16 protein-coding genes and 3 pseudogenes are annotated in these 19299 nt (G+C 45.1%); 13 read left to right on the forward strand and 6 right to left on the reverse strand.

The annotated features are described in order from the left end of the window. Positions 1 to 50: 50 nt before the first annotated feature. Positions 51 to 1223 carry an acetyl-CoA C-acyltransferase FadA gene (gene fadA, locus F995_RS13110; protein ID WP_004647298.1) on the reverse strand — a complete coding sequence of 391 codons (1173 nt, stop codon included), beginning with the start codon at positions 1221 to 1223 and terminating at the stop codon, positions 51 to 53. A gap of 12 nt (positions 1224 to 1235) precedes the next feature. Further along, a complete protein-coding gene (fadB, locus tag F995_RS13115; RefSeq protein ID WP_004278642.1) occupies positions 1236 to 3386 on the reverse strand; it encodes a fatty acid oxidation complex subunit alpha FadB in 2151 nt (716 codons plus the stop codon). A gap of 586 nt (positions 3387 to 3972) precedes the next feature. On the opposite strand from fadB, the gene F995_RS13120 reads away from it, so the two are divergent. Continuing rightward, positions 3973 to 4386 carry a PH domain-containing protein gene (locus F995_RS13120; RefSeq protein ID WP_004278641.1) on the forward strand — a complete coding sequence of 138 codons (414 nt, stop codon included), beginning with the start codon at positions 3973 to 3975 and terminating at the stop codon, positions 4384 to 4386. Between the two features lie 17 nt (positions 4387 to 4403). Here F995_RS13120 and F995_RS13125 read toward each other — a convergent pair. Next, positions 4404 to 5413: pseudogene (locus F995_RS13125) on the reverse strand (AAA family ATPase). Between the two features lie 224 nt (positions 5414 to 5637). Here F995_RS13125 and uvrC point away from each other — a divergent pair. The 3 genes from uvrC (at position 5638) to pgsA (ending at position 9042) form a co-directional block, all read left to right on the forward strand. Continuing rightward, positions 5638 to 7437 carry an excinuclease ABC subunit UvrC gene (gene uvrC, locus F995_RS13130; RefSeq protein WP_004647300.1) on the forward strand — a complete coding sequence of 600 codons (1800 nt, stop codon included), beginning with the start codon at positions 5638 to 5640 and terminating at the stop codon, positions 7435 to 7437. Between the two features lie 115 nt (positions 7438 to 7552). Then, the gene (locus F995_RS13135) at positions 7553 to 8347 is read left to right on the forward strand and encodes a thioesterase family protein (protein WP_004647301.1); all 795 of its coding nucleotides are present in this window, start codon (positions 7553 to 7555) and stop codon (positions 8345 to 8347) included. Positions 8348 to 8454: 107 nt separating this feature from the next. Beyond that, the gene (gene pgsA / locus F995_RS13140) at positions 8455 to 9042 is read left to right on the forward strand and encodes a CDP-diacylglycerol--glycerol-3-phosphate 3-phosphatidyltransferase (RefSeq protein ID WP_016806864.1); all 588 of its coding nucleotides are present in this window, start codon (positions 8455 to 8457) and stop codon (positions 9040 to 9042) included. A 662-nt stretch (positions 9043 to 9704) separates the two neighbouring features. Here pgsA and F995_RS13150 read toward each other — a convergent pair. Both F995_RS13150 and argH read right to left on the reverse strand, forming a co-directional pair. Then, entirely contained in the window at positions 9705 to 9974 is a 270-nt protein-coding gene (locus F995_RS13150) for an oxidative damage protection protein (RefSeq protein WP_004278636.1), read from the reverse strand. A 15-nt stretch (positions 9975 to 9989) separates the two neighbouring features. Further along, a complete protein-coding gene (argH, locus tag F995_RS13155; protein ID WP_026055759.1) occupies positions 9990 to 11420 on the reverse strand; it encodes an argininosuccinate lyase in 1431 nt (476 codons plus the stop codon). Here argH and F995_RS13160 point away from each other — a divergent pair. The 6 genes and pseudogenes from F995_RS13160 to F995_RS13185 form a co-directional block, all read left to right on the forward strand. Next, on the forward strand, positions 11411 to 12565 hold the full coding sequence (locus F995_RS13160; protein ID WP_004647305.1) for a sensor histidine kinase: 1155 nt from the start codon (positions 11411 to 11413) through the stop codon (positions 12563 to 12565). The two genes, argH and F995_RS13160, sit on opposite strands and share 10 nt — an antisense overlap. Before the next feature lie 69 nt (positions 12566 to 12634). Then, a complete protein-coding gene (locus tag F995_RS13165; protein WP_004278633.1) occupies positions 12635 to 13375 on the forward strand; it encodes a LytR/AlgR family response regulator transcription factor in 741 nt (246 codons plus the stop codon). 108 nt (positions 13376 to 13483) lie between these two features. Next, on the forward strand, positions 13484 to 14407 hold the full coding sequence (gene hemC, locus F995_RS13170; protein ID WP_004647306.1) for a hydroxymethylbilane synthase: 924 nt from the start codon (positions 13484 to 13486) through the stop codon (positions 14405 to 14407). Further along, entirely contained in the window at positions 14407 to 15186 is a 780-nt protein-coding gene (locus F995_RS13175) for a uroporphyrinogen-III synthase (RefSeq protein WP_004278631.1), read from the forward strand. The genes hemC and F995_RS13175 overlap by 1 nt, the downstream gene beginning before the upstream one ends. Then, a complete protein-coding gene (locus F995_RS13180; RefSeq protein WP_004647307.1) occupies positions 15183 to 16022 on the forward strand; it encodes a hypothetical protein in 840 nt (279 codons plus the stop codon). The genes F995_RS13175 and F995_RS13180 overlap by 4 nt, the downstream gene beginning before the upstream one ends. A 6-nt stretch (positions 16023 to 16028) precedes the next feature. After that, a pseudogene (locus tag F995_RS13185) lies at positions 16029 to 16691 on the forward strand (heme biosynthesis protein HemY); the annotation flags it as partial. Positions 16692 to 16744: 53 nt separating this feature from the next. On the opposite strand, the gene F995_RS13190 reads toward F995_RS13185, so the two are convergent. Further along, complete coding sequence (locus F995_RS13190; RefSeq protein ID WP_000743272.1) at positions 16745 to 17677, reverse strand: IS5-like element IS17 family transposase; 933 nt, start codon at positions 17675 to 17677, stop codon at positions 16745 to 16747. A 53-nt stretch (positions 17678 to 17730) separates the two neighbouring features. Here F995_RS13190 and F995_RS13195 point away from each other — a divergent pair. From F995_RS13195 to F995_RS13205, 3 genes and pseudogenes are all read left to right on the forward strand, one after another. Continuing rightward, positions 17731 to 18270, forward strand: a pseudogene (locus tag F995_RS13195) (heme biosynthesis protein HemY); the annotation flags it as partial. Positions 18271 to 18278: 8 nt separating this feature from the next. Next, the gene (locus F995_RS13200; RefSeq protein ID WP_004278628.1) at positions 18279 to 18707 is read left to right on the forward strand and encodes an acyl-CoA thioesterase; all 429 of its coding nucleotides are present in this window, start codon (positions 18279 to 18281) and stop codon (positions 18705 to 18707) included. 141 nt (positions 18708 to 18848) lie between these two features. Continuing rightward, positions 18849 to 19175: an H-NS histone family protein gene (locus F995_RS13205; protein ID WP_026055760.1), complete on the forward strand. Its 327-nt coding sequence runs from the start codon at positions 18849 to 18851 to the stop codon at positions 19173 to 19175. The last annotated feature ends 124 nt before the right edge of the window (positions 19176 to 19299 follow it).

Raw genomic sequence — 19299 nt, forward strand, 5'->3', positions numbered from 1 at the left:
AAGAAACCCCGCATAAAGCGGGGTTTCTTTTTTATCTAGGTATTTAAAAATTAAACACGTTCGATCACTGTTGCAATACCTTGACCAAGGCCAATACACATCGTCGCAAGACCGATTTGTGTATCTTGCTGTTCCATTACATTCAACAATGTTGTTGTGATACGCGCACCAGAACAACCCAATGGGTGACCCAATGCAATCGCGCCACCGTTATGGTTCACGATGTCTTGCTTGTCATAAATACCTAAGCCTTTAAGAACAGACAGACCTTGTGCAGCAAAGGCTTCGTTCAATTCAAAGGTTTGGATATCAGAAATCGCTAGACCAGCGCGTTTCAACGCTTTTTGTGTTGCCGGAACCGGACCATAACCCATGATCGCAGCATCACAGCCCGCAACCGCCATAGAGCGAATTACAGCACGTGGCTTAAGACCTAAAGCTTGAGCACGTTCAGCAGACATCAACAACATTGCAGAAGCACCATCAGACAAAGCTGAAGATGTTGCCGCAGTTACTGTACCGCCTTTCGGATCGAATACTGGACGCAAAGATTTGAACGATTCAAGGTTCGCATCTGGACGGATCACTTCATCGATATCACACAAGATTTTGTAGCCATCTGCATTATGACCTTCAATGCCCACAATCTCGTTCTGGAACAGGCCATTTTCAGTCGCAGCCCAGGCACGGCGATGTGATTCCACACCGAACGCATCCTGTTCTTCACGGCTAATACCGTTCATGCGACCCAACATTTCAGCAGTTAAGCCCATCATGTTCGACGCTTTGGCATAATGCTTAGACGCTTCAGGATTCAGGTCGATGCCGTGCATCATGCCCACATGGCCCATGTGCTCAACACCACCGATGATGAAGATATCACCCTGGTTCGTCGCAATTTGCGCAGCCGCAGTGTGAATCGCCTGCATAGACGAACCACAAAGACGGTTCACCGTTTGGCCTGCAACAGTTTTCGGCAGGTCTGCCAGTAATGCGATATTACGGGCAATGTTCATACCTTGTTCTAGGGTTTGATTCACACAGCCCCAGATTACGTCTTCAACTTCATGCGGGTCGAATTCGTTACGTACCAAGAGGGCACGGACAAGCTCAGCAGACATCGAGTCGGCACGTACATTGCGGAACATACCGTTTTTGGTTTTACCCATTGCTGAACGTACGCCATCAACGATGACAACGTCACGTGGATTTAAAGTAGCCATTCACGTTGCTCCTTAACCGTAGAATTTTTTGTTGTTAGCAGCCATGTCACGCAACATTTCTGGCGCTTCATAAGCTTTACCAAGGTGCGCATACTTATTGCAAAGCGCAACATACTCAGCTACACCGGTTTGATCGATGTAACGGCATGGACCACCACGGAATGGAGGGAAACCAACACCCATGATCATGGCCATATCTGCTTCAGCAGCAGTGGCTACAATGTTGTCTTCCAGGCAACGAACAGTTTCGTTACAGAAAGCCAGCATCATGCGATCAATGATTTCCTGAGCGTCAAATTCACGTTTTTCCGCAGTTGCAACAGAGGCCACAAGCTCATACGCAGTTGGATCAACCACTTTGGCTTTTTTGCCTTTACGGTCAAGTTCATACTTGTAGAAACCAACGTCGTTCTTTTGACCCAGACGTTTGTTTTCGTACATCACCTGAATCGAACCTTTGAAATCAGGTTTCATACGATCCGGGAAGCCTTCAGCCATCACTTCTGCACCGTGTACGCCAGTGTCGATACCGACAACGTCTATCAGGTAAGCAGGGCCCATTGGCCAGCCGAATTTTTCCATGACTTTATCGATTTGCTGGAAGTCAGCGCCATCTTTAAGCAACAGGTCAAATGCACCGAAGTAAGGGAACAGTACGCGGTTGACCAGGAAGCCCGGGCAGTCATTGACCACGATTGGTGTTTTACCCATTTTCTGAGCAAGCACCACAGTCGTTGCAATCGCTTCGTCAGAAGTCTTCGCACCGCGAATCACTTCAACCAGTGGCATCATGTGTACCGGGTTAAAGAAGTGCATACCGACGAAGTTTTCAGGACGTTCCAGGTTTTCAGCCAGACGCGTGATTGAAATCGTAGAAGTATTAGATGCAATGATCGTGTTTTCACGAACTTTTGCTTCAGTTTCTTTCAGTACGATACCTTTGACTTTTGGATTTTCAGTCACGGCTTCGATCACGATGTCCACTTCTTTAAACTCGTCATAGCTTAAAGTTGGACGGATGCGCGCAAGAGTTTCACCCATTTGAGCAGGCTTCATCTTCTTACGTTCAACTTGTTTGGTCAGTAAACCATTGGCTTCTTTCATACCCAAAGCAAGTTGCTGGTTACCGATGTCTTTCATGATGATCGGTGTGCCTTTGCTTGCCGCCTGGTAAGCAATACCACCACCCATGATACCTGCGCCTAGAACAGCCGCCTGGTTCACTGGATGCGCACCTTTTTCATAGCGCTTCGAGGTTTTTTTCACGATCTGGTCATTCAGGAACAAACCGATCAAGGCACCTGCTTGTGGTGTGACTGCTGCTTTAGCAAAACCTTCAGCTTCCGCTTTCAGCGCGTCATCACGATGCAGGCTCGCACCCGCTTGAAGAGAATCAAGCAGTAATTTTGGTGCAGGGTATTGAGCTGGATTAGCTTTTGCCAGAACCATGCCTTTCGATGAGTTAAACGCCATCATCTGTTCGATCGGGCTGAGTTTAACTGGATCGAGTTTTTCCTGACGCTTGGTTTTCCAGTCTAAACGGCCATGAATCGCCTGTTTTACCAGATCAAGTGCAGCATCTTGTAGCTTGTCAGCAGGAACGACAGCATCGACTGCGCCGTCTTTCAGTGCAGCAGCTGGCTTCTTAGGATTGGCCATTGCCATCCATTCTACCGCGTTGTCGATACCGATTAGACGGCTTAAACGCACTGTACCACCGAAGCCCGGGAAGATACCCAGCTTGATTTCAGGTAGGCCCACTTGTGCCTGTTCTGACATGACACGGTAGTCACACACCAGGCACATTTCGAAACCGCCACCCAGTGCCATGCCATTAATTGCAGCCACTTTAGGAATGTCGAGGTCTTCGAAGCTGTTAAAAATTTCATGTACTGGCATTGCCCAGTCAACAATCGCTTGTTCACCCTGAGCAAAGTTGTCGCCGAATTCAGTGATATCAGCACCTACAATAAATGTAGATTTGCCTGAAGTCACAATCAGACCTTGAATATCGGCATGGGAGACGGCTTCGATAGCAGCCTTGAAATCTTCAATCGTTGCACGGTTGAATTTGTTAACGGACTCACCTTGTAAGTCAAAGCGGAATTCTGCAATCCCGTCCTCAAGCATTTGGACGGTAATGGCATTGCCAGCGTGGATCATGCCCTGATCTCCTTTATTTTGGAGGACTTCTAAGTTGATGTTGTGAAGCAAGTGCGCATGTCCCGCGCACTTTTTGACTTCGCTAATCTTACGATAACTATATCCAAAAAGAACATAACAAGTTGTATCAAGCCGTGACGCAATGGTCATCAATTTCTGCCGGATTGGTTCGAACCGCTATGACTTTTCCTTTCAGTTTTCTAAAAGCAGATGAACCAAAGATTTTGTTTCAATTCATTATTTTTTATCAATCAGCCTGATAGATATGGAGCAGGGTGACTGATTTTCAAGGTTCATTTCTAGCGGAGTTTTGTCAATTCAGTCAATTTCTGTCCTTGAATGTGCCATTTTTAGCCTTGAAGCATACTGAGTGCAGGGCTTTCAGGTCTTTGCTGATAGTGTTCAAGCAGTACAAATAAAAGCGCAGTAGCTCATTTCGGTTGCTGAACTTTTCTGATGAGATCGAAAATGAGAACGATCCTGTCGATGTGTGATTTGAAATAATTTCTATCCTGCCGGGTTGAATCCCTGTCATCTGCTATGGAATTGTTTATGATGATCATGCACCAAGATATGGGGGATATCGATGCACGTATTTCGTTCTAAAAAAGACTGGTGGCTGCTGGCTTTTGTGATTTGTATGAGTGGCCTGTTGCTGCAACTACTGCTGACCATGCAGGCCAAAGGCACTATGCAGCAATATCCGCTGCACACTGCGGTTTATGTCCTGACTATTATCATTTTATGGTGGCCGCTGTGGAGTACGCGCTATGTGGTAGACAATGGGGTGTTGACCATAAAAAGCCTGTGGTTAAGCTGGAAGATTCCGTTAAGTGAAATCCAATCCATTCAGCCCACAGACCACTCTATCATTGCGCCAGCCTTATCCTTAAAGCGTCTGCGAATTGACTATACAGATGCGGGCATGCAGAAATTTATATTGGTTTCACCCAAAGATCAGACTGCTTTTATACAGGCGCTTCAGCCGAATAAAAACTGATATCGAGTCTGCCTTAGTTAAGCTTTTGCTTGCTCAGGCAGAACCACCAGCTGTCCATCGACACAGTCCAGATGCAGACTGAACTGCTCAGGCTGGTTTAAAAAATACAGCGCCAGAATCGGCTCCAGTTCGGTACGCATCTTGCGGCCCAAATGTCGGGCGCCGTAACGAATATCATGGTCCTGATAGAAATAGGCTTTGGCTGAAGCGCTTAAATGCACGCTGCGTTGCTGATGTTGCAAGCGCTTGTTCAGTTTATCCAGTTCAATTTCGACCAGACGTGGCAGGGCATCATGCTGTACCGCCTGATAATGCAGGCTGCGGTCAATCCGGTTCAGAAATTCAGGGTCGAATTTACGCTGCATGACTTTTTCAATGATGCGCTGGGTGGGAACGCGCTTCAGACACAGCGCCTGCATTTTCTCAGGCAGATAGCTGAGTTTGTCCAGATATTGCTGCGCCGCCTGTGCCCCGACATTGCTGGTCATAAAGATCATGCAGTTGCGAAAATCGATAGTTTTAGTGCCCGCTGTCAAGGTCAGCCGGCCAGTATCCAGCACGTTCATCAAGCCGCGAATCACTTCGTTACTGGCTTTTTCTAGCTCATCAAACAGGCTGTGGCCTTCTTTAGAGCCAACATAACCGGGCGGTGCGCCGGTCAAAGCCGCGGCATAATGTTCCTGTGCCAGAGTATTCATATCAATCCGGCAAAAGGCGTCCGGGCGACCATAGATCGCTTCGGCAATCAGACGCACGGTTTCAGTTTTACCGACGCCAGTAGGGGCCAGCATCAAGGTAACCGACAAAGAGCGATCCGGGCTGGAAAAATCTGCCTTGACCACATGCAGCATTTTTTCAATTTCATTCAGGGCTGCATCCTGTCCAATAATCCGTTCACGTAGCAGCTGCATTACATTATTTGGCTCGAAATGAAAACGCGGTTTGCCAATCAGGCGATCACGTTCAGACGGGTGATGGGTGAGGTAGAGGGTTGAACAATATGAATGCCCGATTGCTGCACGGTCATATGAAACATCTCAAAACTAGACTTTTTGAGCATAACAAAGTTAAAGGTTGAAATTTATAGCTTTTAACAATCAGTTTATGCCGTAAGGATTATAGATTGGGGGATAACCCGACAGGAACTTTAAGATTGAATGGCAACTTCAGGGGAATTTTGTGTTTTTGCTTGAAAATGACGCAAAAATCATCACATATATCTGCAGATTGTAGATGAAAAATAGGCTTTAGGTGAACGAAAACGCACGCCCCCATATTGAAAAAATCCTGGCGAATATGACCAGCCTGCCCGGGGTCTACCGGATGTATGGCAAAGACGGCGAATTATTGTATGTGGGTAAAGCCAAAAACCTGAAAAACCGGGTCTCCAGCTATTTTGTCAAAACGCTGGATCATCCCAAAACCCAGGCCTTGGTGGCACGGATTTATGATATCCAGACCCTGGTGGTACGTTCTGAAACTGAAGCCTTGTTGCTGGAACAGAACCTGATCAAGCTGCATCATCCGCCCTATAACATCATGCTGCGTGATGACAAATCTTATGTCTATATTTTTGTTTCGGCAGATAAACCCTATCCGCGTTTAGCCAGTGGGCGCGGCAAGGGCAAGCACCAGGTGGGCAAGTTTTTTGGACCTTATCCGAGTGCGTATACCGCCCGGGATACTCTGGTGGTGCTACAAAAACTGTTCAATGTGCGTTCCTGTGAAAACAGTTTTTTTGCCAACCGGACCCGGCCATGTCTGCAATACCAGATCAAACGCTGCTCTGCGCCCTGTGTCGGATTTATTTCTCCAGAAGACTATAAGGCAGATGTCGATAACTCGATCCGATTTTTGCAGGGCGATACCAAGGAGCTGAATCAGGAACTGATCGCAAAAATGGAAGCGGCCGCTGAAGCGCTGGAATTTGAAAAAGCGGTGTTCTATCGTGACCGGATGGCATTGTTAAGAGACGTACAGTCGCAGCAGGCGATCTATAAGCTCAAAGGCGAAGCCGATATCCTGTCGATTGCCTATCAGGCCGGGGTGACCTGTGTGCAGATCATGCATGTGCGCAACGGCAAAATGCTGGGTGGAAAAAGTTATTTCCCAGATATGCTCAGTGATGACCTGGGGCAGATGCTGGCCGATTTTATTGCCAATTTTTATTTTCAGGTGGCCGATGAAATCCCGGCTGAACTGATTGTTAATCTGGAAGTGGCTGATCGTAAAGAACTGGAAGCAGCACTCTCGCAGCATTTTGGCAAGAAAATCCAGATCAAGTCCAAAGTCCGCGAAACCCGGGCCGAATGGCTGGAACTGGCGCAGATGAATGTACAGCACGCGATTCAGGGCAAGCTGGCCAATCATATAGAATTAAATGAGCGTTTTCATCAGCTGGAGCAGGTGGTCGGCCGTCCGGTAGACCGGATCGAGTGCTTCGACATTTCACATACCATGGGCGAAGATACCGTGGCATCCTGTGTGGTCTTTGATAGTGGCGGCGCGCGCAAGCGTGATTATCGCCAGTTCTCCATTCATGATATTCAGGCGGGTGATGACTATGCCGCCATGCGTCAGGCGCTGACCCGTCGTTATAAAAAAGCCCTGTTGCCAGACTTGCTGCTGATTGATGGTGGCAAGGGGCAATTGCACATGGCAATGGAAGTCATGCAGGAACTGGGACTGGATGCCTTTATGGTCGGTGTGTCCAAAGGTGAGGGACGTAAGCCTGGTCTGGAAACCCTGCACTTTACCGATGGCAGTAAAATTCAATTACCGGAGGATCATAAGGCACTGCATCTAATTCAGCAGGTACGTGATGAAGCACACCGCTTTGCGATTACCAAGCATCGTGCCAAACGCGATAAAAAGCGTGGTTCATCAGTGCTGGAAGTGATTCCGGGGCTCGGACCAAAACGCCGTCGGGATTTGCTGACCCATTTTGGCGGGATTCAGGGCGTACTGAAAGCCTCAGAAAGAGATCTGCAACTGGTACCGGGACTGGGTTCAGTCATGGCCCGGATGATTTATAAAGTGCTGCATGAATGACGCGTGGCTTAAATGCAAGGGCCAAAGTGCGCATTGACGCTTGGGTCACGTGACATTCACAACCTGAAGAATTTTGCCGAATATACTGAGCATCAAGACTTACTGAGGGATCAACATGTCTTTGCATGCACTTTATGCACAAATTGCCGAACAGGAATGGGTAGAGTTTCCACAGGGATGGTTACAGGGTCGTACTCTGTATGGTGGTCTGGCTGCCGCGATGATGATGCAAAAAGCCGTCACTCACATCAATGATCCGGCCAAGCATTTGCTGAGTTGCAGTGTGACCTTTGTCGGCCCGATTCAGCAAGCCAAAGTACGACTGAGTGCCGAAATCCTGCGGCAGGGCAAGTCGGTGACCACGATTGAAGTGCGCTTATGGCAGGACGACGCGGTGCAAAGTATTCTGATTGCCAGTTTTGGTATTTCCCGTGATTCAGAGATTCAGGTTCAGCAACAAGCTCAGGCACCCGACTATGCTGCGCCAGAGCAGCTGTTTCAGATTCCTGCTGGCTATGGCATGCCAGACTGTTATGATCATTTCGAAGTGGCCTGGGCGGATGTCAATCTGCCTTGTAGTGCCAGTTCTCGTCCGGACTTTGGCGGCTGGTGCCGTTTCCATCCCGAAAAGCATTGCAACCGTGAATTTCTGGTCGCCGACTTGATGGCCATCTTTGATATCTGGCCACCCGGGGTGTTACCGATGTTTAAAAACATGGCGCCTGCGAGTAGTCTGACCTGGACAGTGACCTATGTGCATCCGGTTCAACATCAATTGCATGATTGGTTTAAATATAAAGTATTTACCGACTATGCTGCGGATGGTTATACGACGGAGCATGCCTATCTCTGGGATGCCGAAAATCGCCTGATTGCAATGGCAAGACAAACAGTGACGGTGTTTGCCTAGTGACACTGCAAGTCAATTCGTATAAAGTGAAGCCTATTAATGATGGATCAAACCTCTAAAAAAGTGTGCATTTTCATCGTACATGAGGGGAACAATTGGCGGTGTCTATGACTACAGGTCGTATCCTGAATATTCCAAATATCTTGACCTTGGCGCGTATCGCTCTTATTCCGGTATTTCTATTGGTGGCTTACTGGCCGCCTGCAATGGGCTTTGATGCTCATAACCCCGACATGACGCGGCATATAATTTTAACCACGATCTTTGTGGTGGCTGCGGTCACGGACTGGTTTGATGGCTATCTGGCACGTACATTAAACCAGACTTCTGCTTTTGGACGTTTTCTCGACCCAGTTGCAGATAAATTGATGGTCGCAGCTGCACTGATTGTGCTGGTGCAATGGCAGCCTTCCATGTCGATGGCTTTTGCTGCGATTGTGATTATTTCGCGTGAAATTACTGTGTCAGCCTTACGTGAGTGGATGGCAGAGTTGGGTGCACGGACCAATGTTGCGGTTTCAACGGTGGGGAAATACAAAACTGCTTTCCAGATGATCGCCATCACCGTATTTCTGTTAAATTGGCCACCGCTGGAAATGCTGGCGTATGCCTTGCTATACACCGCAGTGGTACTCACTTTATGGTCGATGTTCATTTATCTGAAAGCGGCTTGGCCATATCTGAAACAGCCTTAATCGAAATGAAAAGAGAAGCTCCTTGAAAGGGGGCTTTTTTTATGCGCTTAAATTATCAAGCCAATCGGCAAATTGCAGGCAAAAAAATACCCAGTCTTTGGGGGAAGAACTGGGATGAAATCGGGGTATTTGTTGCTTATTATTATAGTTATTCAAAGATATCTCATCTTCTTAGGGCTCATTATAGAGAGATAGTTTTTTTTAATCATGTGGCTTCTTGTAGCAGAATGTTGTGTTTTGTGAATACTCTGTATATTGCTTTTACAATCCATTATTTTGATACAAATCTAAATGTTTTTCAGTAGGATAGTGACTGACTCGATAGACGAAATAGGATAAGTGAAAATCTGTTTTTTGTGCCCTAAATATTGGTTAGTAAGATTTGCTAGATTTAGTCAAAAAATCCCTTGAGATAGGGGATAGATTTATGCCTACGCGGACTTTATCTTTGTCTCGTGTAACAAAAGAAAAGTAGGGCTTTAATGTGAAAAGCTTCTGTATGGGGAGCTCTTTACATTCAAAACTACGTGCTTAGCTGGTCTTGAGTAATGTTTAGAACAACACATAAAAAAGAATCTCCAAAGTTGGAGATTCTTTTAGATTAAAGTCTACGCGGACTTCGTCCTTGTCTTACGTAAAAAAGAAAAGCAGTGCTTTCTTTTTTACTCAGGCTTCAGCCCTTCGGCTTTTTCTAGGGATGCATCATTGTTAAAGAACTTTTCACGCTGTTCTTCAAGAAACTTTTTCGCATCTGCTTCAAACACGTTCAAACGCTTTTCATTAATTAGCGTAGTCTGGTGTTTTAGCCATTCTTGCCAAGCCTGTTTAGACACGGTGTCAAACAATTCCTGACCCTTTGGCCCCGGGAATGGAGCAAAGTCTAAACCTTCCATGTCCGCCTGATACTTACGGCAAAAAACTTGTCGAGACATATCCATACTCCAAAATTATGCGTAAAGTTGTTCCAAACGCGCATGTGCACGCTCAATGGCTGCTTTCACTTGAGCAGGCGCGGTGCCACCAATGTGATTACGGGCATTCACCGAAGCTTCAAGAGTTAGGGCTTTTTCAAATACGTCTGCTTGAATCAGGTCAGAGAACTGTTGCAGTTGTTCGAGTGTCAATTCAGACAGGTCTTTAGATTCTTGTACACCGAGTGCAACCGCTTTACCTACAATCTCGTGCGCATCACGGAATGCAACGCCGTTTTTTACCAAGTAATCAGCCAGGTCAGTCGCAGTTGAGAAACCACGCAGCGCTGCTTCGCGCATTTCAGCAATGTTTGGAACCAGTGCAGGAATCATGTCAGCAAATGCCATGAGTGAACCACGAACTGTATCGATCGCATCGAACAATGGCTCTTTATCTTCCTGATTGTCTTTGTTATAGGCTAGAGGCTGGCCTTTCATTAAAGTCAGCAGGCTCATCAAATCGCCATAGACACGGCCGGTTTTACCACGTACCAGTTCAGGCACATCCGGATTTTTCTTCTGCGGCATGATTGAAGAGCCAGTACAGAAGCGATCTGGAATATTCACGAATTTGAACTGTGCAGATGTCCATAGAATCAGTTCTTCAGACATACGTGATAAATGCATCATAATTAAAGATGCAGCGGCATTAAATTCAATCGCAAAGTCACGATCCGATACTGCATCCAGCGAGTTTTCAGCAACAGCTTCAAAACCTAGCAGTTCAGCAGTATAAGCACGGTCGATTGGATAAGTAGTACCTGCAAGTGCAGCAGAACCAAGCGGCATACGGTTGACACGCTTACGGCAATCAATCAGACGTTCTGAATCGCGTACCAGCATTTCAAACCAAGCCATTAGATGATGACCAAAAGTCACTGGCTGAGCGGTTTGCAAGTGGGTGAAGCCTGGCATGATGGTGTCGGTGTTTTTAGCCGCTAAGCTTAAAATACCTTTTTCTAGTTTTTTCAGTAATTCCAGGATGCTATCGATTTCATCGCGTACATAAAGACGGATATCTGTCGCCACCTGGTCATTACGGCTACGACCGGTATGCAGTTTCTTGCCAGTAATGCCGATACGTTGAGTCAGGCGTGACTCAATGTTCATGTGGACATCTTCTAAATCAATGCGCCATTCAAAGTTGCCTGCTTCAATATCGGCTTGAATCGCTGTCAGACCTTCAATAATGTCATCGCGTTCTTGCGTGGTCAGTACGCCCACTTTTGCCAGCATGGTTGCATGGGCAATCGAGCCTGCAATATCTTGTTTATAAAAACGTTGGTCAAATTGAACAGATGCTGTAAATTCAGCAACAAAAGCATCAGTCGCTTCAGAGAAACGACCGCCCCACATACCCGAAGTCTGGGCGTGTGATGGATTAGAGGAATTAGAAGATGTGGTCATGTCGGCTCAATCAGATTAAAAGCAGTAGAACGAAAAAGAGTATAACAAATTCAAAGCCCATTGCCGAAGTCACATCTGCTCAATCTTTTACATCGATAAACGAACAGACGCAAAATTCCTATTTTTTTAGCCAGATCGGCAATCTACGCTATTTGCTGGAACTGTTTGCTGGCGGCAATATTCTGGCCATGATTCTGGCGCTTGCAGAAGCGCAATCCTGGCAGGCTTTGAATGGAATGCACCTGCTGCAATATATCCTGTATATCAACTGGGTACTGTTATGTTTTGCAGCACTGGTCGAGCTGTTCCATCAAGCCTTTCAACGTATGGGAATCAAACTGGCTTTGATTTCTGGATTTCTGCTGTTACAGGCAATTGTACTGCTCACTACGGTGAACCTGAATATCTTGATATATTTTGGACAGAATTTTAATTTTCAGGATTTAAACCTGGCGATTGCGCTGGATCGGGTCGGACTCCATTTAAGTCTGGGAATTTTGCTGGGAACTTTCTGTTTTCGCTATCTTTATTTGCGTGAGCAATGGGAGCAGCAGCAGCATAGTGAGTTGAATGCTAGGATTCAGGCCATGCAGGCACGGATTCAGCCGCATTTTTTGTTTAACAGCATGAACAGTGTGATCAGCCTGATCAGTATCAATCCGGATAAAGCCGAGCACATGCTGCTGAATTTGTCACGGTTATTTCGTGCCAGTTTTCAGGAATTAAAACTGGTCAACCTGCAGGAGGAAATTGATCTGTGCCAGCGCTATCTGGAGATTGAGCAGATCCGTCTAGGTGAGCGTTTGCAGGTCGAATGGAAGTTAGAAAACAAAGACTTATACTCACAAGTTCAAATTCCATTATTAACTTTACAACCCTTGCTAGAAAATAGTATTTTCCATGGAGTTGAAAAAATTCTTACAAAGAGTACCATAAGCATATTGGTTGAAATATTGCAAAATCAAATTAATATCATCATAACGAACCCTTATGCACAGGATAATAAAACTTTAAAAAAGGGACATGGTATTGCAATAGAAAATGTCAGACAGCGTCTGCAAGCTTATTATGGACCCAGTGTGACTTTTCAAACCTTTGCCGGCGAAGGGATGTTTACGACGGTAGTGCGATATCAATATAAATAAAAATAAATCAAAGAAATCGCAGTTAGCTTTATCATTCATCTGATGATGTTAACTGGGTAAGGAGGAGAAATGGACATCCTGATTTGTGATGATGAGCCTTTGGCCGTCGAGCGTTTATCACGTTTGGTCTCTCAACTGGGGCATGATGTGGTGGCGACAGCAAGCCATGGCCGTCAAGCGATTGATCTGGCTCACCAATACGAACCCGATGTCATCCTATTAGATATTCAAATGCCTGAAATGAACGGACTGGCTTGTGCGCAACATTTGCGTCAACTGGATCCAATGCCGGCCATTGTCTTTTGTACGGCCTATGACCAACATGCGCTGGATGCATTTAAATCAAATGCCGAAGGCTACTTGCTTAAACCGGTGATGCAACAGGAATTGGCACAGGTTTTAGAGCACTTAACTAAACTTACCCAAGCTCAAATGAGCCAACTAAAACAAAAAGAAAATATGGACGAAATCAATATCAGCCGCCAGCAGATTGCGGCAAAGACCTATCGTGGTGTCGAATTGGTGCCAGTTGAAAATATCTATTATTTTCTGGCGGATCAGAAATATGTCACTGTGCGTCATAAAAACGGCAGTGTATTGATTGATGAAACCTTAAAGGAGTTAGAGCAGGAGTTTGGGAACCAGTTTATCCGGATTCATCGTAATGCCTTGATCTCGGTGCATTATCTGGATGGTCTGGAAGTGGTGAGTTCTGGTCAGTATCAGGTACGTTGTCGTGAGCTGGACGATCGTTTGGCGGTTAGTCGGCGACATTTACCGTTTTTACGAGATCGGATTCAAAAGCTTTAGCGGGGGATGAATGAGAGCATTCAGTTGAAACTTGTATAAATTCACTTGCATTTTCAAGTGAGCAGGTTAAGTTTAGACTATTGTTCTCATTTACTGTTATTGAAATTTATGAAGACCCTAAAAATTGCAACTCGACAAAGTCCACTTGCGCTTTGGCAAGCGGAACACATCCGTGCGCGCCTACAAGATTTGCACGCTGGTTTGCAGGTCGAGTTAGTCACTTTTGTTACACAGGGCGATAAAATTCTAGATACACCACTGGCTAAAATTGGTGGAAAAGGACTGTTTGTAAAAGAATTAGAAGCCGCTTTACTGGATGGTCGTGCAGATCTGGCTGTGCATTCCATGAAAGATGTCCCGATGGCCTTGCCCGAAGGTCTGAGTCTGGCAGTGATCTGTGAACGTGAAGATCCCTTAGATGCCTTTGTGTCGAATACCTACACTAGTTTTGAAGAATTGCCACAAGGCGCCAAAGTCGGAACCTCAAGCTTGCGCCGTAAAACCCAGATTTTAAAACAGCGTCCAGATCTGGACATTATCGATTTACGCGGTAATGTCGGCACACGTTTATCTAAACTGGATGCAGGCCAGTATGATGCGATTATTCTGGCCAGTGCCGGTTTAAAACGCTTGGGTCTGGCAGAACGTATTCGTCATACTCTGACGCCTGAAGTCAGTCTGCCGGCCGTGGGTCAAGGGGCATTGGGACTGGAATGCCGTACTCATGATCAGACGGTGCTGGACTTGATTCAGCCACTCCTGCATGCGGATACAGATGCGTGTGTACGTGCCGAACGTGCCTTTAATGCCTATCTAGAAGGCGGCTGTCAGGTGCCGATTGCCGGTTATGCCACGCTCAAAGAGGGTGTGATTTCAATCGAAGGTCGTGTAGGCAGTATCGATGGAGCAGTTTTGCTCCGGGCACAGCAGACTGGAAAAACGGCAGATGCAGAGCAATTGGGTGTGAAGCTGGCAAAAGACTTGCTTGATCAAGGTGCTGGCGAGTTGCTGAAAGCACTCTATTCACACTGATGTTATTGATTAATACCCGCCCCAGTGATCGTGCTGCAGGTTTGACCCAGCAGTTACAGGCAGCGCAAGTGTCTGTTTTAGAATTGCCTTTGCTCGAACTGCATGCAATGCCTTATTCCGATGAGCTGTCGAGTTTGTATCAGCAGCTGGAGCAGGCACAGATTATTGTGGTGGTTAGCCCGACGGCTGCCCAGATTGGTATGCAATATTTGCAACAGGCTGGAGTCGCGCTCTCGACTTTGGCACAGGTGCATTGGGTGGCAGTGGGTAAAGCCACTGAACAGGCATTGGCGAGCTATGGCATTCATAGTCATGTGCCTGAGGTCGAAACTTCGGAAGGCATGCTGCAATTGCCTGTGTTGAAGCAACTGGCTTCTGGTTCAGGTGTAGCCTTCTGGCGCGGAGAAGGTGGTCGTCAATTTATGATGGATCATTTACGTGCCAGCAATATTAAAGTTTTAAACTTTATTTTGTACCGGCGGCAATGTCCTGAAACGACAGCAACGATTTTGGCAAAGAACCTGGGGCTGCTTAAGACGCAGCAGCGTTTTGCAGTTCTGATCACCAGTGAAGCAAGCTGGTTAAACTGGCTGGCACTTATGCAGGATGATGCAGAGTTCATGCAGCACGTCTGTTATTTGGTTTTGGGGCCACGTTTGGCTACTATTCTTGGGGAATATCAACAGCAGCATCAGGCAAGTTTTCAATTCGTAGAAATCGATGATTTAGACGCAAACACGATCTTGCAGAAAATGAGGCTGATATTAGGGAACGCATGAAGAAACTATTCATTGTATTGTTCATCTTGAGTATGGCGTGGCTAGTTAAGCTCAGCTACGACTTACATGTTCTGAATACAGCACAGACTGAATTCAATCAAAGCATCAATCAGTTACAGCAGCAAAATGCCAATCTCAATGATCAGTTCGTGGCTTTAAAACGCCAGATTTCTGCTCAGCAGGAAAATGCTGGAACCACTTCATCTAAAGCGTCAGGACGTGAAGTGACAATTGATGCAACGCAAAATGATATTGCCTTGGTACAGCAACATCTGGATCTGATCGAATTTGCACTGCAACAGCAACAATACGCCACTGCAATAGAAAAATTAACTCAGTTATCCAATGAGCTGGATGATTATGTTTTAGCGCCTGCCTTGGTCAGTAGTTTGCAGCAAGTAATTGCGAAAGATCAGGACATGCTGAAAAAATTCGTGAACAGCCGATTAGTGCAGCAAAATAAAGTAAAAGAACTCTTGGTGCAGATGGATGCTGAAATTGAAAAAGAAATTCAGACACCACATCGTCAGCGTCCAGAAACTCAACGCTCTTTCTGGCAGCGCTGGATTCAGGTTGAATCCGCAGATCAGCCAAGCACAGTCTTGATGCAACGGCATCTGGTACTGAAAGAGGCCCAGTTGCGCTTGCTCATCGCACAGAATACCTTACAAAAAGACCAATCTGTCGCTTTTCAGCAGGCACTGAATGCCGTGATTGAAGTCTTGGAACAATTGCCGGATGCACAGAGCCAAAAATGGATTCAGCAATTGTATCAAATCAAGGCCACCCCGATTACTCCGATTCCATTATTAAACACACGCACCCTAGTGGGCTAATTGCTTATGAAACAGATTCTGCTAGCCTATTTATTTGTCTGCCTGCTTGGTATTGCGGGGCTGAGTATCCTGAGTTATGGACATGGGGCTGGCTATGTCTATCTGTATTGGCGCGAGTGGCAGTTACAAACCACCCTCTGGTTTTTGGCCGCATCCTTGGTGAGCGTGAGTTTTCTGATGCATTGCATCTGGTATGCGATCAAGCAGTATCGCAGCCGTGAACAACGTAAAACTCAAACGGTCTTTAGTTTTTCCCGCTTACATCCTTATGAACAACTGGCAGTCATCTGGTTATTAAACGCTGCGCAGGATCAGCGGGATTTTATTCACCAGTCTTTTACCAAGTCGGGTTTACTTAAACATATTATTGATGCACGTTTATCTTGGGGGCAACAGCAATATACCCATGCATTAACTGCTTTAAATCAGTCCAATCCCATGGCATTTGAATTGGCAGAATTACAGCGGATTGAAATTTATTTATCACAACAGCAAGGTGAACAAGCACTTACCCATTTAGAGTTTTTAAATCAGCATGAATTATCACCTTGGTTAATACAGGTTAAAACAGCCTATGAGCAGCGCCTTGTCGCCTTATGGGGGGTATTTGCCATGCAGTTTCCTTGGTTATATTTACGTTCGACCCAATATGGGCATTTAGACCAAGAAGGGCTTTGTTGCACAAAGATTTGAAATGCAAAGCGCCCCTAATTGAGCCAAATTTAAGGCGTAACTTGGGTAAGTGGTCGACCTAATTCCGTAAATCTGTTGAGGACTGCTACACGTGCATGAATTTCATTCACCTGACTAGGAAAGCTTCTTGCCATTAATTTATCGCCTAATAATTTGATGCAATGCATCTTGGTTTCCACCAAACTGCGCCGATGATAGCCTGACCATTTTTTCCATAATGTCCTGCCTAAACGTTTAACTGTTCGAAGTAATTCATTTCGCTCTAGCGAGCTACTCTTTGTATCTTTCCATGGTTTCGCATTTTTTCTAGGTGGAATCACCGCATGTGCTTGCCGATCTGCAATGACCTGACGGCATTGCTTGGTGTCATAAGCTCCATCGGTATAAACAGAGTCAATCTGCTCATCTTGTGGAATCTGATTAAGTAAATCACCAAGCACCTGTGAATCACTGACATTATTGGTTGTGAGCTGAATAGCGCGTATTTGTAGGGTTTTGGCATCTATACCAATATGTAGTTTACGCCATTGGCGACGATATTCAGCTCCATGTTTCTTGCGTTTCCATTCGCCCTCACCTAGAAACTTCATGCCTGTAGAGTCTACGAGTAGATGCAGCCCATCGCTACTTTTTTGGTAGCTGATTGCAATATCAATATGCTTTTGTCTTCTACAAAGCGTACTGTAATCTGGTGCGGTCCAATTTAATCCGCAAAGTTTAATCAGACTTTGCACAAAGCCAGTGACCATACGTAAAGATAGACGGAATAAGGATTTAATCATTAAGCAGCATTGGATAGCTGCGTCGGAGTAGGTTTGATTTCGCCCTTGTTTGCCTTTTGATGGAGCATACCATTGCGTAGCAGGATCAAACCAAATGGCAATATTTCCGCGACTCATGAGTGCTCGGTTATATGCGGGCCAATTGGTTGTGCGGTAGATTTTGTGTGTAGGCTTCTTCATTTGAAAATTATATCGCTGAAAAAGCCTTTACAGATAGGTTTGTGCAACAAAGCCACCAAGAAGTAAAAAAAACATGGCTTGAACAATTATTATTAGCCTATGACCAAGCCACACAGGACGATTTATTTTATTTACAGCAACGTTATTTAGATTTAAAACCGCAAATATTTGATCGTGACTATTCGGTCAAATTATTATGGTTGAAATTATTATTTAGAATACCAGAAATGAGTGCCGAGCATGAAGTGCTTGCGATTCATTTAATGGAACAGCAATTTAATCAGGATGTATTTTATTTGTGGTTCCAACAACAGTTATTGCGTCAAAACCCGGATTATGATGCGATTGCACAACAGATTTCGCACTGGGAAACCAAGTATCCGGCATTACCGGTTTTAAGCTTTGCGAAATGGCATGTGTTGCAAGCCACAGGCTATACAGATCAAGCCCAGCAACTACTTGACTTGTATCCGGATGATATTCGTATGAGTTATTTAAGAATTAAAGCTGCCTTACAAGATCGGGAGGACTTGCTACAGCAGTTAAATGCAGTATTTGAATCGAATGTAAACTTTATAGAAATTAAGACTTGAGAATAATAATGTCAGAATTAAAACAATATCCAGTTATTTATGAACAAACAGTCGCATGGGGTGATATGGATGCCTTTGGACATGTCAATAATGCCATGTATTACCGTTATGTCGAAAGTGCGCGTCTGGCTTATCTAGGGATATTAGATATACATAATGAACCGGTATTTACGGTAGTGTCTTCAAATCAGTGCCGTTATTTAAAACCTGTGGTTTTTCCTGATCATTTAAAAGTAGCAGCACGTATTGAAGAAATTCGAAATAGTGCAGTTAGAATGCAATATCTATTATGGAGTGAAAAACAGCAAAGTATTGTGGCTACTTCAGAAGCAGTGATTGTCTGTGTCGATAAAAAGACCATGCAGAAAACAGAAATTCCGGAACATATTCGCGAAAAAATCAAAGCGCTTGAATTAAGTGTTCAACATGAAATTTAAAAATGAATGAAGCATTTTATTTTGTAATTTTTTTTAAACTTTATTGTTATTGCTTTAAGTTTTTATATTGAATGTTTTATTTAATATAAATATGATGGGGCTATTATTTAACAAAACGAATAATATTATTTTTCGGAGAGCATTATGCCAGATATTACGCATTTATCAGTAGAAGAGTTAAAACGTTTACAAGCAGAAGCAGAGTCACTGATTGCTTCAAAAAAAGATCAAGAGATTGAAGATGCTTATCAGCAAATTTTGGCAGTTGCTGAGAAAGTTGGTATGACAGTTGAACAGTTACTTGAATTTGGTGCGTCTAAACGTAAGAAATCGTCACGTAAGTCGGTTGAACCGCGTTACCGTAGCAAAAGCAATCCGGACGATACCTGGACTGGCCGTGGTAAACAGCCGCGCTGGTTGGTGGCTGAATTGGAAAAAGGCGCAAAGCTGGACGATTTCCTGATCTAAGCTGCCATTTGATCTAGTCATTAGGCTGTCATACAGACAGTCTATGATCATTAAACCAAGCATACCTGCTTGGTTTTTTTATATCTATGAATTGGCGTTGGCAGAAAAGTGTGCATAATGTGTG

Origin of the sequence: Acinetobacter sp. CIP A162 (assembly GCF_000367905.1) — a bacterium.
GTDB classification, from domain to species: Bacteria; Pseudomonadota; Gammaproteobacteria; order Pseudomonadales; family Moraxellaceae; genus Acinetobacter; species Acinetobacter lwoffii.